The following is a 16943-nucleotide window of genomic DNA, read 5'->3' as shown; positions in this document are numbered from 1 at the left end:
CTATTTAAAAAAGATGAAAACACATTAGATTACTCTAATGTGTCAGTAAAAAGATCGATCATCATTTTTAATTTCAAAAAAATTATCTAATCTGCTTATTTTGGTAATAGTAATTTAATATTACATTAGCGGATTCTTCTACTGCTTTACTTGAAACATCTACAACTTTACAGCCAATTTGTTTAACTACATTATTGAAATGTTTAAGTTCTTCTTCAATTCTTGCAATATTAGCATAACTAGCTCCGTCGTGAAGTCCTAATGAAATTAATCTTTCTTTTCGAATATGATTTAATTTTTCTGGAGAAATCATTAGTCCTATACACTTTTCTTTTGGAACATTAAGCAGTTGTTCTGGTGGATCAACTTCTGGAACTAAAGGCACATTGGCAACTTTAAAACCTTTATGAGCAAGATATTGTGATAAAGGAGTCTTTGATGTTCTCGATACACCGATTAAGACTATATCAGCTTTTTCAATACCTCTTGGGTCTCTTCCATCATCATATTTTACCGCAAATTCAATTGCCTCAATACGTTGGAAATAATCTTCATCTAGTTTGCGAACAACACCAGGTTCATTTCTAGGTTCAAGTTTATGAATCGTTGAAATTTTATCGATTAATGGACCGATTAAGTCATATACGATTACACCAGCACTTTGCGATTCTTCTAATAATTTCTTTCTCATATCAGGTTTTACTAATGTAAATACAATAATACCATTATTCTCTTTTGCTACTTGAACTATTTCAATTAATGTTGCATTATCTTCAACGTATGGTACACGTCTAATCTCGAATTTTTGATGAAATTGACTAATAGCCGCCTTTACGACATGCTCTGCTGTTTCACCAACAGAATCTGATACAACATAAACGATTGAATTGCCCATATGTTCACCTCTTAACTTTACTAAAACATATCATTGTTCATTAAGTCTACAATCGCACGAGTAAAATTTGTTTTTGTAAATCGACCAATTACCTCAAGTCCATGCTCACTTTCACGAACAACAGGGACAGCATCAATTTGTTTTTCAATTAAACTCTTAGCTACATTATAAATTGTATCATCTTTATAGCAAATTGTAATGTTTGGCATCCTCGTCATGATAATATCTACGGGTAATGTATGCAAATCTTTATTTCCTATACTTGCACGGAGTAAGTCTTTTCTCGAAAGTACTCCTATTAAAATCGAATTTCGATCCACAACAAATAAAGTTCCTACATCTTCAAGAAACATTGTAACAATCGCATCATATACTGATGAACTTCGATCTACTACAACAGGAATCGCCTGAAATTCCTTTACAGTCAATTTTTTAATTCTTTCAATGACTTGTGCACCGCTTGTTCTTCCTGTGTAATAATATCCTACTCGTGGTCTTGCCTCTAAAAAACCAGTCATTGTAAGAATAGCTAAATCCGGCCGAAGCGTAGCTCTTGTAAGTGCTAGCTTATCAGCTATATGTTCACCTGTAATTGGTCCATTATTTTTTACAATTTCAAGTATTTGAGTTTGTCGCTTTGTCAGTTCGATTTTCCTCACCCCTAACTATCCAATATGTTATACTCTCTAATAAATATTATATACTATTTTTACAATTTAAAAAAGAAAGAAGGAAATAGGTAGCCTATTTCCTTCCTTAGGTTTCTGAATTTTTATTTGTTTTCAGAAAATTATCCATATTTTTTAATTGCTCTAAAAATTTGCGTGACTTTAAATAGATTCCACTATATTCATCATAGTAAGAAAATAAAATTTGTTGCAAGTTTTTCTTTGTTGCTTCACTAACCTCAATTTTTCCAAGTCGATTTACATCAAAATGATAAAATAACCTCATTAACTTAACCGACTTTTCAGTAACAGAAAAAGCATATGGATCAGTATGTTTACAACGCTGACATAAAAACCCACCTTCTTTAACAGAAAAGGCTACAAATATATTTTCATTTGCACTACATTTACAATTCACACATTGATCAAAAAATGGGTGATAGCCTAATACAGGTATCATTTTCGTCATAAATAAATAAGTCAAAACTTCAGCGTCTGCACCTTCATTCATATGCTGTAGTAATTGAAGAACTAATTCAAATAAATACGGATTATTTTTTTTCTCTTCAACCGCTTTATCAGTAAGCTCTACAACAATTGAAGCATACGCAGTTGCAACTAAATCACTTCTTAATTCACGAAATGAATCAATCAGTTCTCCTTGACTTAAAGTACCTAAACTAGATCCTTTTTGAATTAAAAACGACCCATATGTAAAGAGTTGTGTAACAGAAGCAAGTCGACTATTCGTCTTCTTTGCTCCTTTTGCCACAACTCCTATCTTACCTAATTCTCTTGTTAAGAGAGTAATAATAACATTTGATTCTCCATAAGCGTTTGCCCGTAATACAATTCCTTCTACACGCTGTAACAATTAACTCACCATCCAATTGGATGAAGGTTAAGTATGTAGGGAATCAATATCAGCTATTTCTTCATCAATGTAACTTTTCTGATCCACATGTTCCTGTTCAAGCTGCTTAAACAATAAATATGTCTCAACATTTCCAGTTTTAGAAAAGACATCCCAGGTAAAATTCAACATTGAGAAACCACCTTTCAAGAATAGCTACAACTCATTGCTCATTACCTATAGCCAATTACTTTCCCTGCTTACTTATAATGTGACCTTCTCTCCCGATTTTCATGTGTATAAAATTTATTAAAATAACAAATAAAAAGCTTGCAAAATCAAGAAAAATATGTTGGGCTTTTTTGAACAAATGGTAATATTATTAGACCCTGATGCTAAGCCCTAGTCCCTTGATTTTTGCCTTTTAATACTCATCCTCACGGAAACCTAAATCTCTTAATTGAGACATACGATTGCGCCAATCTTTTTGAACCTTAACCCATAGCTCTAAGAATACTTTTGTATCAAGCAAGTTTTCTATATCTAAACGAGCACGCTTGCCAACCTCTTTTAACATGCTACCTTGTTTACCGATAATGATTCCTTTTTGGGAAGACCTTTCAACGACAATTGTTGCATTCACGTAAATTGCATTTCCTTCTGGTCTTCTTTCAATTTGCTCAATAATAACAGCGATTGAATGTGGAACCTCTTCTCTAGTCAAATGCAATACTTTTTCTCTTATTAATTCTGAAATGATAAATCTTTCAGGATGATCTGTTACTTGATTTGCAGGATAATATTGCGGACCTTCTGGTAAATACGTTTTAATTACTTTTAATAAGCGATCGACATTATTCCCTTGTAATGCTGAGATCGGAACAATTTCAGCAAATTGGAATAAATCTTTGTATTTATTGATTAAATCAAATAACTGTTCAGGATGAATTGTATCAATTTTATTAATGACTAAAATTACTGGACTACGACTTCCTTGTAGCTTCTCAATAATGAATTCATCTCCACGACCAAATCCTTCATTGGCATTTACCATAAATAATGTAGCGTCAACATCCTTAATTGATTCTTGCGCTACCTTTACCATAAAATCACCAAGTTTATGTTTTGGTTTATGGATTCCTGGCGTATCAATAAAGACAATTTGTGCATCATCTTCTGTAAAAACGCCTTGAATTTTATTACGAGTAGTTTGAGGCTTATCACTCATTATAGCTATTTTTTGACCAATTACTCGATTTAGGAATGTACTTTTCCCTACATTTGGTCTACCTATAATTGAGACAAAACCTGATTTATAACTTTCTTTATTCATTCAAATCCTCCGATGTAAATGCTCCTGGCAATAATTCTTTTACTGTTGTTTCTTGGATTGCTCCATTTAAGTTCGATAAATATACGACTGTATCTGGACCTGCGAGTTCAAATAAAACTTGACGGCATGCCCCACATGGCGCAACAGGTCCCTCGGTATCAGCGACTACTGCTACTGCTGAAAACTCCGTAATGCCATTTGAATATGCTTTAAATAATGCAGTTCGTTCTGCACAATTCGTTAGACCATATGATGCATTTTCTATGTTACAACCACGAATAACTTGACCATCCTTTGTAAGCAATGCTGCACCAACTTGAAATTTCGAATATGGTACATATGCGTTTAATCTAGCTTTAATCGCTTCATTTATAAGTTGTTGTTTATCCATTTATGTAGCCTCCTATTATAAGCCCGAACACGAAAGTGGGGTCTTATTAAGGTAGTATAGTAAAATACGGAAAAAATAGCAAAGCACCTATAATGATTGAAACGATTGCAGCGACTAACACCGCCCCAGCTGCCACATCCTTCGCTTTTTTCGCTAAAGGATGTTTATTAGGTGATGCTAAATCTACAACTGCTTCAATTGAAGAATTAACTAGCTCTAGCGAAATGACAATTGTAATAATAAGCAGAAGGATTAACCAATCTATTCGACTAATATGTAAATAAAACGCAAGGCCGATTGAAATGAGTGCTGCAAATAAGTGGATTTTTATATTTCTTTCATCCTTAATGACTTTAAAAATACCACTAAATGCAAAACTAAAAGATTTAAGTAATGGCGCTCTTTTTTTAGAGTCTTTCAAGGCCATATTTTTCTAATATTTCCTTTTGTTTTGTAAACATCACTTTCTCATCGGCTTCATTCATATGATCATAACCAAGTAAATGTAAACATCCGTGAACTGCTAAAAAACCTAATTCACGGCGGAACGAATGACCATACTCCTCAGCCTGTCTCTTAGTAGTAGGAATTGAAATGACAATATCACCTAAAGTACGTGGTAAGTCCACTCCAATGATTTCAATTTCACCTTCTCCTAATTCTTCCATTGGAAATGAAATAACATCAGTAGCACGATCTTTCTCTCGATACTCTTTATTAATTTCATGGATTTTTTCATCATCTACAAATGAAACTGCAATTTCAACTTCGCCCGTTACACCCTCATATTCAAGTGCGCACTCTAGTAAACCCTTTATATCAGATTGCTGTTCATTAGTCACTTCATTTGTTTCATCTATAAAATCAATTTCTAGTTGAACCATTTTCTCACCTTATCTTTCATCTGGATACTGAATTCTTGAATGGAAAGTACCTTTTAAAGTCTCACACAATGATTTCTCAACAATATGTAATTCTTTTAAATTTAATTCACACATTGCAAACTGACCATCATTCAAACGATCATGCATAATGGAAGAAACTAATACCTCGATTTTTACCATATCAGGGTCCTTTAACGAACGAACTGCTGCTTCAACACTATCAGCAATCCCTACAATAGCCGATTCCTTTGAATGAGCTTTTGGTCCAGGATATCTAAAATCACTTTCTTTAACATCAGGATTCGTCTCTTTTTCCTTATAATAAAAATACTTTAATAAAGTTGTACCATGATGCTCTGCTGCAATATCAATAATATCTTTTGGCAAATTATATTTTTTTAGTATTTTTACCCCATCACTTACATGTCTTAAAATGATATCTTTACTTTGAATCGGTTTAATACGATCGTGAGGATTATGACCACCCATTTGATTTTCTATAAAGAATCCTGGATTATTCGTTTTACCGATATCATGATAATATGCTCCTACTCTAGCTAACAAACCATTTGCACCGATCGCTTCACAAGCACCTTCAGCTAAATTTGCAACCATTATACTGTGGTGGTATGTACCAGGAGCCTCTAATAATATTTTTCTTAATAATGGATGATTTGGACTACCTAACTCAACAAGTTTAAATGAGGACACCATTCCAAACGAATCTTCTACAAAAGGTAAAATCCCCATCGTAATGACACTTGATAAAACTCCAGAAGTAAGTCCCATTAATAAATAAATCCCAATTTCTACTGATGAATATTGACCATTCCGAATTAAGATCAAAGAAAACAGAGTAGCAATATTAACAAGCGAAATTAAAAATCCTGCATGGAGAATCATTGAACGCTTATTTTTAACCTCATTTAAAAATAAAACGGTGATTGAACTAAATAAAATATAGATTCCAGTCGAGTAATTAATTGCCCCATTTACATCTTCATTAAACATTAAGCTACCGCAAATAGAGAAAATAATCGACGAAACCATTAAATATCGATTTCCTAATAAAAACTTTATCAATAAAGTCCCAATCGCAACTGGAGCTACATATACAAGGCCAGAAAACTCAACTTTTTGAAACAAGCTTACAATTTTCAAAATTAAGATTGTAAAAATTACAATGCTATAGTATGTAACAATGTATATATTCCCTTTTTCTTTTAAAGTTGCCGTTTGCTTCAATACGAAGTACGCCAATACTCCGATTAATAAAATTAATCCAATATACGGTTGAATCGATTGTTTGTTTTTTATTAAACCTACTAATTTTAATTGATCATATTTTTCCTTTGTAATTGTTTCTCCGGCTTTTACTAAGACTTGTCCTTGTAAAATATAGACACTATCTACACTTTCACTTTCTAGACGTCTTCTCTCTTTTGTCTCCTCTGCATCAAAAAAGTAGTTTGGCACTATCGCAAACTCACCAATTGAGATCATCGCATCCTTTAGTGAAGGATTAACGCTTACATATGATAATTCGTTTCGTAGCTTCCCACGAGACTCTTCGATTTGGTTTGTCGTAATTTCCTCAGACATTACATTGTTAATAGCTGTATTTAACGAAGCTTTCGTAATATTTAACTGTTCTTCTGACGATCTAACTAAAGTGCTAAATACACTATCTTCTAAGTTTTTACGAATATCATCAGGCAGTTTTTTCTTAACATCACTTGTTTCTTTATCAATTAATGCTTGTCCTGTAGGATTATCACTCTTTGCATTTTTATTTTTCACATCTGTTACAATATCAAAAATCGAATTTACTATGTCTATCCTTTTTTGTGTATAACTTTCCTCATATTTATATACATCCTCAACTCTTGCTGCAGCCTCAAGTCGCTTTTTAGCCGTAGCTCCTTTGTCCTCAATCGTGATAGGTGAATAAATATTATCATCAGCAATTGATAATAGCTGAATGTCGTATTTTACCGGTCTAACATGACTAACTAAAAGAAGAAAACTTAATAAGCTGAATGCAATCGTACATAGTAATATGACAAGAGTTTGATTCTTAAAACGCTGAATTAAAGCTTGCAAACTATTCATTGTTTCCCCTTTCTAGAAATGCACCTCATCATAAAAATACGAAATGACCCTATCAATGTAGGGTCACTACGAATCATTCTTTTGCTAAATCATAAGCTTGAATAATCTTTTGTACTAGTGGGTGACGAACTACGTCAGTTTGTTCCAAGATTGTCATACCAATACCCTCAACACCTTTAAGGGTATTTTGAGCTGATATTAAACCAGACTTTACTCCTTTAGGTAAATCAATCTGTGAAGGGTCACCTGTTATAACCATTTTAGAGCCAAATCCTAAACGGGTCAAAAACATCTTCATTTGAGCCATTGTCGTATTTTGAGCTTCATCCAAAATGACAAAGGCATCTTCTAAAGTACGTCCCCTCATGTATGCTAAAGGTGCAATTTCAATCGTTCCTCTTTCAATTAAACGTACAGTATGCTCTTGTCCTAAAACATCATGTAGAGCATCGTACAATGGTCTTAAATATGGGTCAACCTTTTCCTTTAAATCTCCTGGTAAAAATCCTAAACTTTCTCCAGCTTCCACAGCAGGTCTTGTTAAAATAATTTTACTTACTTTATTATTTTTTAATGCTTGAACAGCCATGACAACTGCAAGATATGTTTTACCTGTACCAGCAGGTCCAATTCCAAATACTAAATCATTTGATTGAATTGCACGAAGATAATGTCTTTGTCCAAAAGTCTTAACTCGAATTGGTTTACCTTTTGAATTCTTAATAATTTCTTCGTCATACAACCTAGCAAATGATGACAGCCTTCCTTCTTTAGCCATCTGAATTGAGTACGTAACATCCCTCGATGTAATACTCACTCCATTTCGAATAACCTCTAAAAGAGCTTGAATGATTTGCTCAACAGTTTTCACATCTTCATTCGTACCTGAAACTTGTACAGATTGACCACGTGACACAATCTTAACATCAAGCAAATTTTCAATTATTTCTAGATGCTTATCGTTTGTACCAAATAAGGCAATTGCTTCGTTTGGATCCTCTAGTTGTTGATTAATCGTTAGTAGTTGTTCTGGCATTACTCAGTCCCCTTGAACAATAGTTTTCGTTTTTGTGATATCTTCTAAAACTTTATAATACATTCTTAAATTTACTTTACCATTGTCTATTGACTCGTGCAAAACTTTTTCTTGTAAAATCTTGGCATCTGGACTTAACTTTTTCATTAATTCCTTCTTACCAATTTGTTTTCCAAGTTGAGCAGCCTGTATTTTAGAGTATGTTCTTACATATTTTTCACTTTCCAGTGTTGTTTTTTTACTAAAAAAGATCGGCAATTTCCATTTTAAAAATTTAAATTGATATGAACTACTTTCATCTTCAAAAGACTTATATTTATTCTTATCAAAACCCCAAAATTTTATTTGATTTTCCTTAGTTCCAATATAATAACTAGTTTTTCTTTCTCCTGTAAGAACCGTAAACGGAGTATCTAAAGGAACACTAATAATTTCCTCTCTCCAAACTTCCCCCATGATTTTACCAACTGCTGGGACTAAAATAGGATGTTCTTCCGTTCCGATTATTCCAGATACTAATATTTGACCTTTTTTCACAAAGTCATTCTTTACTACAAGAGGTTTCCCTTTTTCAACAAACATACTTGAAATAACAGCTTCTTCACTCGCAATAATATGACGCGGACTTATTGCCTTCTCAGGCTTAGGTATATGCTTTTCTACTACCTCAAAATGAAAGGTAGTCCCATTTAATTGTACACCAATCCAGGTTAATGTTGGATTATCATCTTGGAGCTTTTTCTGGATTGTTTGCATTCTTGGTAACGTAAATTGAGATGCACCAGTCTTAACACCCATCGCAGTTAAATCTTTCCGAAGTTTATATTCCACTTCAGGCGAAGCACCCTTTATATCAATTCGCCAAACCATATTTGAAAGTAAAAATAATACAACTAAAAAGCCAGCAACACCTACAACAAATCCAAAATACTTCCATGCTCGTCTAACTTCAAAAGGCAGCCCCTTCCTGCCAATAAAATGAACCTTATACTCTTTTTTCCGAGGAATATTCTTGATCCGTTTATAATCTTTCAACTCAATTGTAAACGTAATCGAATTTGTTCCACTTTTCTTTACATCACGAAGTGGAATCCCCTTTCGCATACAATCATTTAAAAAACGTTCTGGTCCAAGCCCAATTACTTTTACTTGAACCATCCCCGTAAGATTTGAAGTCCATTGGTTTTTCATCCTAAATCCCCCATGTTCATTAGACTGATCATGATGTAAGTTCTAGATGCTATTCATTAATAAAATATACATGCTCAATTTCGCCTTCCAACAATATCTCCTCAGGCAACATCGTCTTCAATACAAAATCTTTTCCCTTAATCAACAACTGGCCCTGCTTCATTAACAAACGCAATTCATTGTCCGAATACACAAGTAACCCTCTATGATTTTCAATATAAATATGTAGTTGACCTAACATTGTAATACGAGGTAATTCCAATAGTACATCTGGTGGTAAGTCCATCTTACTTGACATCCATGTTTTTAAATTATGCGCTAATCTTTTCAAGATAGACTCCTCCCCCTTTCATATCATATTTATGATGAATTTTGAGAAGGTATGATATAAAAAGAAAATGGTAAAGGAAATTTAAGATGAATACTTGGATATTATAAGGTGGGGGTTATTGATTTTAGATGATGGTGAGGAAGTTGGGCTTTATGGTTACTGGCTTTTAGTGGGGGCGGTAAATCAATCAAATAATTTAGGAGTGAATGTCTTTCCCAAGAGAGCCCTCTTATAGTGTTATGCATAGAAAAAAACCGAGAACTAATAACTATTCTCGGTTTAAATTTATTTAGGTTTTTACATTCTTCTTTGGATTGAAACATCTTGATAAACATCTTGTTTTCCTTGTGAAGTAGCAACCCACCAAAGAACCCCTTGTGTGAGAAAGAACAGACTCCACATTACTACAAGACCAATTGAAGTTATATCACTATTCCCATCACCGTAAATCCCTTTCACTGTAACATAAGTGATGAGTGCACTCACTAACAAACCTACCAACTTAATTGGTAACGGCCTTTTAGCAATAGTTGTATCCATTTGTGGTGAATCATTTGTTTCTGTTATGAACGGTTTTTTAATTGATCTAGCATAGTCATGAACCCCTTGCTCGATCTCATCTTGTAGTCGTTCTTCGTCACCTATTGCCATCTCTTTCGTAATATAGATTAATGTAAATGCGAATGGTACGACAATTATTAACCACCCTAAAGCAAATGCTATTCCACCAAGATCATTGTGTAAGTCCCCGAACGGTGTCATTATTCATCTCTCCTTTACCAGTAGGTGTTAAACAAATGCATTGTTTATCTGAATTCATCATACCGAATAACTTTAATCTTATATGTGATATAAATCACACACTTAGTTAAATATTGACTGAAATATTAATAATTTTTCATTGACTCTTTTGATCGGAGTTTTATCTAGACTGGAATTATGCAGATTTTTTTACAAGCAAACTGGATATGTGGAGCTCAATTAAAGGATAATGTTACACCATGACTGAATATGGTGCCGATGTAGGATTGAGGATAAGAATATTTAACGGTTTTAAGAGAAAAGATAATTTTTTAGTGAACCGTACTGTTTTCGTGAAAATTTAAGCTGACTTATGTGATTTATTGGACTGAAGTAGCATATTGAAGGAGTTAATTGCAGTTTCGGAGATTTTATTTGCACTTTCGAAGATTTTAATTGCAGTTGGTGAAATTTAATTGCACTTTTGAAGATTTTAATTGCAGTTTCGCAAAATTTAATTGCAGTTACTCAAAAAACAAAAAAATAAACGTCTATAAATAGACGTTTATTTTAACAGACTTGCTACAGCTTTATTCACAGAAGAGCCATCAGCTTGTCCTTTTACTTTAGGCATAACTGCACTCATTACTTTCCCCATGTCAGCTTTTGATGTAGCACCGACTTCTGAAATTGTAACACGCACAATTTCAAGAAGTTCCTCTTCAGATAATTGTTGAGGCAAGTATTCTTTTAGAATCAGTAACTCTTGCTTTAATTTATCCACAAGGTCTTGACGACCAGCTTTTTCGAATTCCAGGAGGGAGTCTTTACGTTGTTTCACTTCACGAGTTAAAATTGTTAACTCTTGATCAGCTGACAATGTCACATTATTCCCTAAGCTAATTACTTCATTTTGTAATGAAGCTTTCACCATTCGAATAACTGCTAACTTGTCTTTGTTTTTTTCCTTCATCGCTTGTTTCATATCTGAATTCAAACGTTCGAGAAGACTCATAGTAACACCCTCTCTTAGAATTTACGTTTTCTCGCTGCCTCTGATTTTTTCTTACGTTTTACACTTGGCTTTTCATAAAATTCGCGTTTTCTTGCTTCTTGTAGCGTACCAGTTTTAGAAACTGAACGTTTAAAACGACGAAGAGCATCTTCTAAAGATTCGTTTTTACGAACGACTGTTTTAGACATCTTACTTTTCCCTCCCTCCAAGCTACCAATCAATAAAACACTGCAAAAAAGAACACTTTTCCACATGTCTTTTACGATTATAATACATAAACTATTGATAGGTCAACAGGTAAATGTCAAGTTTGAAACTTAACACCCTTTGCCATTAAAAGGAATCAATAGCCTTCTGTTGCTACGTTTCCTTGGACAATCGTGATTCCATTACTTGTACCAATTCGAGTTGCTCCGGCTTTAACCATTTCATTTACACTTGTTAGATCACGTACTCCGCCAGATGCTTTAACTCCAATATCAGGTCCAACTGCTTTTCTCATTAATGCTACATCCTCTACAGTTGCACCACCTGTTGAAAATCCTGTAGATGTTTTAACGAAATCTGCTCCAGCTTTTACAGAAAGCTTAGAAGCCATTTCTTTCTCTTCATTCGTTAAAAGACTTGTTTCAATAATTACTTTTACTAATGCTTTACCTTTTGCTGCATTAACAACCGCTGCTATATCTTGTTCAACCGTATCATAATCCTTATCTTTTAAAGCTCCGATATTGATCACCATATCGACTTCCCCGGCTCCATTTTCAATGGCATTCTTCGTTTCAAACGCTTTCGTTTCTTTTGTATTGGCACCTAATGGAAATCCAATTACAGTACAAACTAAAACTTCAGAGCCCTTTAACAAACTTGCACAGTGACTCACCCAAGTTGGATTCACACAAACCGAAGCAAAATTATGTTCTTTTGCTTCTTGACATAATTTTTCAATTTGAGATTTAGTTGTTTCAGGTTTTAAAACTGTATGATCAATCAATTTATTGATATTAGTTGTCATTTTGTAGTGCTCCTAACTTATGTTTTTTTCAAAATTTCTCTTTTAATAGACACTGAAATATCAGCATTTATTATTATTTGTTTTTTAATTTTAATTATGTGAAACCTGAGGTTAATATTTAAAAACTCAGCCAAAAAAAATTCAAAGCATCAATTTTATATAGATGCATTTGAATTTTTTTCGACTGTTTTATGATGATTTTTTACTTTAAGCATCATGAAGAATGAAATTGTAATAAAGAAACAACCATACAAGAACATGAACTTGTAGCCAATTAAATCCATAATTGCGCCTAATAATGGTGGCGATATAATATTGGCAATCGATGAAAATAAATAATATAAACCTGTATATGTTCCAATAAATCCAATCGGTGCCATCTCAGCTAAGAAAGGATAAGAATTAATGTTTACTAATGCCCATAAACATCCCATTATCAAAAAGACAATTCGAATGAATAATAAATCCTTTAAGAAAAATAAAACAATAAAACCAATGATAATTCCAAATATACCAATTAGTATGCTTCGTTTCTTACCAATTTTTGTTCCTATAAACCCTGCAGGAATGGCAAAGATTAAAAATGCTAATGATATGAAAGCAAATGAAAACGCTGCTGCACTAACTTTTACCCCTAAATAAACCTCCCCATAACGTGTAAAAAAAGTTTCAATTCCATTAAAACCCGTGAACCAACTCAGAATTGCTAATAATAGAAATAATGCACTTTTATTGTGAATGGCTGAACGAAAACCTTCTCTTAATTGTACTTTTTCTTCAGCCTGCTCATAATTTAGAACATCTCTTTTTTCTCTAATAAAGAAAAAAAGAATTAGAAAGCTAAATAACATTAAAAATCCAGCCAAATAAAAAGGAAATCCTTTATTTAGATCCCACAAAATTGAACCAATAAAAAATGCAATTAAAGCACCAATTCCACCCATAAAATTAATGACACTATTCGCCTTGCTTCTTTGTTCAACTCTTGTTAAATCAGGCATAAGTGCTATAACTGGAGAACGGAAAATACTCATACTTAAATTCATAAACACAATAAAAAAGATCAACATAAACAGTGTTTTATGCACTGGAATTAAAAAGGTAAAAAATGCTGCAAGTGGCATACCAACTATTAAAAATGGCATTCTTCTACCAAATCGTGTATCTAAACGATCACTATACATTCCAACGGCAGGTTGTAAAAATAATGCAAAATAATTATCAAACGTCATAATAAATCCAATTAATGCAGATGACTTTAAATAATCGCTTAAAAGCTTTGGCATAAAAGCATTATAGACGGACCAAGTAAGACTGATTGCAAAAAATCCAAATCCTAAAAGCATAATTTTTTTGTAATTTAGTTTAGTCATTCGAATTTCTCTCTTCTTATCTGTCTAAAAACATTTTCTAAATGAGTTCGATCCAATGACACAATCATCCCCCCTTATTCTCAGTATAGTAAGCACAACAATCAAATATTTACGCTTTTTTCAATTTTTATAAAATATTAATTTATTAGTAAAAGTTTATAAAATGGACTGTTTTCATAAAAAAAGGAGCTTTAAACCGACAAAAATACCTAGCGTAAACACTAGGCATTTTCTTTGATCATTTTAATAATGTAAAACGTACAACCGACAATAATACCGCAGCACCCACCAATTAAAAAAGATAATAAGTAAATCATTATTCCTCCAAAATATCTTTTACTTGTAGTTTACATTCTTTCTTCTAAGGATTTCGCAGTATTACTTGTTACTACTTCCTTTTCATCCTTCAATGTACCAAATATCCCATCAAAAATAGGTGTCGATACACCATACCAAAAGTTTTCATTTTTAAAATGATGCAGGATATGTAGCTTTTTAATCTGTCGTCCTACTTTCGTTATTGGTTTAATTGGCCTGTGAGCTACATAATGCTTCCATTCGTACACTAGTAACATAAAAACTAAACCTGAACCAAATGCGATCGTTTGAATTAGATCTTTCGATATCAAAAAATAAATTATACAAAGCGATCCTAAATTTGGAATGCTATACCATATCGGTAAAAATAATAATTTTAAATCATCTGGATACGTATGATGATCATAATGAATTCTTTTCATAAATTTAAGTAATAGTTTATTTTTTGGTGCTTTTATATGAAAAATGAAACGATGAGTTACGTACTCACTAAACATAAAAAAGATTAATCCTATAATAAAAATTAAGACAGTAAGCCACGATAAATGTAATCCTACACTATAAATAATTCCAACTAAAAAAAGTACTCCCATCACAATAATATCGAAATGAAGAAAAAAGTCTCGATATAGTCCCTTCATAAAATCCCCCTTCATCTATACCTAAATTATCTTAATATCAAATTTATATTTCAATATTATTTATGAAATTCCTTTTTAAGTTCTATTCGAGCTGATTATTAATTTTGAATAAAGCACTGGTCGGTGAGGATAATAAAAACGATAACGAAAAATACTTAAAAGGGAGATTTATATGGAAAAAAGGAGATATTATGTATCCGTTCAAGCAAAAACAATTGTTCCAAACCAAGGGGACGCACCTTATGAGCTAGAAATCGATGCTACGATCGATGAAAAACATAGACTCGAAAGAATTTTCCATCAGATTGACAGCTATGATGAAGCAGCAGGTATTCAAACTGCTTTCATCATTCCAATCACAAATTGGAGCCAAGAAAACAATGATGGATATGACTATTTTTTAAAACAAGCCTATGCGATGATTTATGAATTAGGTACTGAAGAAACACGTGCTCATATACGCCAAATGAAAATATTAAAATAAAGAGAAAGCCCGGTGAGCTTTCTTTTTATTTTAAACATCAATTACTTTTGTTTTTGCAATTAAATCATGTAGTGTTCTTCGATCTGCAGAAAAAATGAAAAACGGATCAACCAATGCAACAAAACCTATAACTAATGAAAAATATGGTATTTTTATGTATCCTAAAAGGAAAAAAATTTCTCTTATAAACATCGTCTTTAAATTTACTTCTTGATCATCGTTTTTAACGATTGCAATTTTTAACCAACGCTTTCCAAATGTTTGCCCTTTCCAAACAAATGTAGGGATCAAAATATAAAATATAATGACACTAATAATAGATAGTAGAGAAGATCCAATTTCAAATTTGTCTACTCTAGTAGGATTAAAAAATGTTGAAAACTTTGTCATTCCAGTAATGATAGAAAAAGCAAAAATAAAAAGAAAAGTTATAAATCCGTCAACCAATATTGCTAATAACCTACTTGATCTACTTGCTAATTTAGAATATGATTCCATTAAAATCTCCACCTTTGTTTCTAAGATATCCTTAACGACAGTTTAAATTATACAGAATTTTGAATTGGAAAAATATAAAAAGCCTGATAGAAAGTACTATCAGGCTAAGTAATATCGATTAAACTTTTTTATGTAGACTCAATTATACACCTGGAGCATCGACTAGTGTCCAAGTAACAATTGCTTCGTGGTTACCTATTGTTGCTGAACCACTTGGAATTTGTAAGGTAACATTATTATTTACTGCACCATCATTAACATCAGGATTTGGGCCTAACCATCTTGTTAACCAAGTACCAAGTCCCGTACCAGGTTCTGCAGTAACAACTGAAGATTCAGTTAATCCATCTGTATCTAGTGTAATTGAGCAGGCGTTGGGCCAGTTCCACTACCTGGTGTTACAACTGATCCATTTTTAAAAGTAAGAACCGCGCCGGGTAGTGATTCACTTGTCCCGTTTGTAAACTGACTAGCTTTTGTGCTGTCACTTTCCACCCTCACCAGTACCTCGGCGATCTGAAACTTGGATAAAAGGCTTTTTAGATGTAGAAGAATAAACCTGATCACTAGGTGAAACTTCTTTCGAACCAAATTGAACTGAAGAAACAAAGTCTAAAGTTAGCGGACCTGTCTCACCTGTAGGAGGATCAGTTGGATCAGTAGGACCAATTGGCTCTAATGGAGTTGATGGATCGGTTGGATCTACTGGTGTAACTGGACCAGAACCTTCTGTAAAATTAATAGCTGCTTTTGAATTTGCTTTAGACGTAACAGCTGCAAAAGATGTATTTGCCGCTCCTACAAGTGTTGAAAAACTTACTACGCCAATTGCTACAATTTTTGAAACCTTCATTTAATCATAACCCCTTAAAAAATATTCTTCATATAAAGATGCTATGCTTTAAAAAAGAACTAAACATCTATCTTGAAGTTACAGCCATTTATAGTAAAGTAAAATACAATTGTCTGTGAAAGATTTATGAAAACATTCACTAAATTTTACTTTTAATTTTACAAATCCCCTAAATATAAGAAATTTAATAGAGGCAAAAATGAATCTTTCGTGAAATACTTCACGAAATTTATAAATTCTAATTCGAAAGTTCCATTTTCCCAATTAAAATTCACTGCAAAAAAAAGAAGACTACTTTATATAAGTAAACT

Annotated in this window: 20 protein-coding genes and 1 pseudogene; 1 reads left to right on the top strand and 20 read right to left on the bottom strand. The window is 32.8% G+C overall.

The features are described 5' to 3' along the window. Nucleotides 1-82: 82 nt before the first annotated feature. The 18 genes from CN514_RS14550 to CN514_RS14465 form a co-directional block, all read right to left on the bottom strand. The gene (locus CN514_RS14550) at nucleotides 83-895 is read right to left on the bottom strand and encodes a pyruvate, water dikinase regulatory protein (protein ID WP_098233210.1); all 813 of its coding nucleotides are present in this window, start codon (nucleotides 893-895) and stop codon (nucleotides 83-85) included. 20 nt (nucleotides 896-915) lie between these two features. Further along, nucleotides 916-1554, bottom strand: a complete 639-nt coding sequence (gene ccpN, locus CN514_RS14545) for a transcriptional regulator CcpN (RefSeq protein ID WP_098233209.1) — start codon at nucleotides 1552-1554, stop codon at nucleotides 916-918. Nucleotides 1555-1651: 97 nt separating this feature from the next. After that, nucleotides 1652-2437 carry a DNA repair protein RecO gene (gene recO, locus CN514_RS14540; RefSeq protein ID WP_098233208.1) on the bottom strand — a complete coding sequence of 262 codons (786 nt, stop codon included), beginning with the start codon at nucleotides 2435-2437 and terminating at the stop codon, nucleotides 1652-1654. A 27-nt stretch (nucleotides 2438-2464) separates the two neighbouring features. Beyond that, nucleotides 2465-2608, bottom strand: a complete 144-nt coding sequence (locus CN514_RS14535; RefSeq protein ID WP_069034173.1) for a YqzL family protein — start codon at nucleotides 2606-2608, stop codon at nucleotides 2465-2467. 232 nt (nucleotides 2609-2840) lie between these two features. Continuing rightward, nucleotides 2841-3749 (bottom strand): GTPase Era, encoded by a 909-nt coding sequence (gene era / locus CN514_RS14530; RefSeq protein ID WP_098233207.1) that lies wholly within the window; start codon nucleotides 3747-3749, stop codon nucleotides 2841-2843. Next, nucleotides 3742-4140, bottom strand: a complete 399-nt coding sequence (locus tag CN514_RS14525; RefSeq protein WP_098233206.1) for a cytidine deaminase — start codon at nucleotides 4138-4140, stop codon at nucleotides 3742-3744. Before CN514_RS14525 ends, era begins: the two co-directional genes overlap by 8 nt. 46 nt (nucleotides 4141-4186) lie before the next feature. Then, complete coding sequence (locus CN514_RS14520) at nucleotides 4187-4567, bottom strand: diacylglycerol kinase family protein (protein WP_098233205.1); 381 nt, start codon at nucleotides 4565-4567, stop codon at nucleotides 4187-4189. Beyond that, nucleotides 4548-5024, bottom strand: a complete 477-nt coding sequence (gene ybeY / locus CN514_RS14515; protein WP_098233204.1) for an rRNA maturation RNase YbeY — start codon at nucleotides 5022-5024, stop codon at nucleotides 4548-4550. The genes CN514_RS14520 and ybeY overlap by 20 nt, the downstream gene beginning before the upstream one ends. Nucleotides 5025-5033: 9 nt before the next feature. Beyond that, the gene (locus CN514_RS14510) at nucleotides 5034-7136 is read right to left on the bottom strand and encodes an HD family phosphohydrolase (protein ID WP_098233203.1); all 2103 of its coding nucleotides are present in this window, start codon (nucleotides 7134-7136) and stop codon (nucleotides 5034-5036) included. A 73-nt stretch (nucleotides 7137-7209) separates the two neighbouring features. Beyond that, nucleotides 7210-8172, bottom strand: a complete 963-nt coding sequence (locus CN514_RS14505; protein ID WP_097974242.1) for a PhoH family protein — start codon at nucleotides 8170-8172, stop codon at nucleotides 7210-7212. A gap of 3 nt (nucleotides 8173-8175) precedes the next feature. After that, on the bottom strand, nucleotides 8176-9363 hold the full coding sequence (yqfD, locus tag CN514_RS14500; RefSeq protein WP_098233202.1) for a sporulation protein YqfD: 1188 nt from the start codon (nucleotides 9361-9363) through the stop codon (nucleotides 8176-8178). Between the two features lie 49 nt (nucleotides 9364-9412). Continuing rightward, the gene (yqfC, locus tag CN514_RS14495; protein ID WP_088011443.1) at nucleotides 9413-9661 is read right to left on the bottom strand and encodes a sporulation protein YqfC; all 249 of its coding nucleotides are present in this window, start codon (nucleotides 9659-9661) and stop codon (nucleotides 9413-9415) included. A gap of 330 nt (nucleotides 9662-9991) precedes the next feature. Next, nucleotides 9992-10456, bottom strand: coding sequence for a hypothetical protein (locus tag CN514_RS14490; RefSeq protein WP_098233201.1), 465 nt, complete (start codon nucleotides 10454-10456; stop codon nucleotides 9992-9994). 544 nt (nucleotides 10457-11000) lie between these two features. Continuing rightward, nucleotides 11001-11450 (bottom strand): GatB/YqeY domain-containing protein, encoded by a 450-nt coding sequence (locus tag CN514_RS14485; RefSeq protein ID WP_069034181.1) that lies wholly within the window; start codon nucleotides 11448-11450, stop codon nucleotides 11001-11003. 14 nt (nucleotides 11451-11464) lie between these two features. Then, nucleotides 11465-11638, bottom strand: a complete 174-nt coding sequence (rpsU, locus tag CN514_RS14480; protein WP_003152957.1) for a 30S ribosomal protein S21 — start codon at nucleotides 11636-11638, stop codon at nucleotides 11465-11467. Between the two features lie 155 nt (nucleotides 11639-11793). Beyond that, the gene (gene deoC / locus CN514_RS14475; protein WP_098233200.1) at nucleotides 11794-12465 is read right to left on the bottom strand and encodes a deoxyribose-phosphate aldolase; all 672 of its coding nucleotides are present in this window, start codon (nucleotides 12463-12465) and stop codon (nucleotides 11794-11796) included. Nucleotides 12466-12620: 155 nt separating this feature from the next. Further along, nucleotides 12621-13838: an MFS transporter gene (locus CN514_RS14470; RefSeq protein WP_098233199.1), complete on the bottom strand. Its 1218-nt coding sequence runs from the start codon at nucleotides 13836-13838 to the stop codon at nucleotides 12621-12623. Between the two features lie 347 nt (nucleotides 13839-14185). After that, complete coding sequence (locus CN514_RS14465; RefSeq protein ID WP_098233198.1) at nucleotides 14186-14797, bottom strand: sterol desaturase family protein; 612 nt, start codon at nucleotides 14795-14797, stop codon at nucleotides 14186-14188. Nucleotides 14798-14969: 172 nt separating this feature from the next. On the opposite strand from CN514_RS14465, the gene CN514_RS14460 reads away from it, so the two are divergent. Then, entirely contained in the window at nucleotides 14970-15281 is a 312-nt protein-coding gene (locus CN514_RS14460) for a hypothetical protein (RefSeq protein WP_098233197.1), read from the top strand. A 30-nt stretch (nucleotides 15282-15311) separates the two neighbouring features. Here CN514_RS14460 and CN514_RS14455 read toward each other — a convergent pair whose 3' ends face one another. After that, nucleotides 15312-15779, bottom strand: a complete 468-nt coding sequence (locus CN514_RS14455; protein ID WP_098233196.1) for an RDD family protein — start codon at nucleotides 15777-15779, stop codon at nucleotides 15312-15314. Nucleotides 15780-15921: 142 nt separating this feature from the next. Then, nucleotides 15922-16632 (bottom strand): annotated as a pseudogene (locus CN514_RS14450) (WxL domain-containing protein). Nucleotides 16633-16943: the final 311 nt, after the last annotated feature.

Source organism: Bacillus sp. AFS001701 (assembly GCF_002559405.1).
In the GTDB taxonomy this organism is placed as follows: domain Bacteria; phylum Bacillota; class Bacilli; order Bacillales; family Bacillaceae_G; genus Gottfriedia.
The sequence above is the reverse complement of the archived record's forward strand: the minus strand, read 5'-3'. Positions and strand labels throughout refer to the sequence as shown.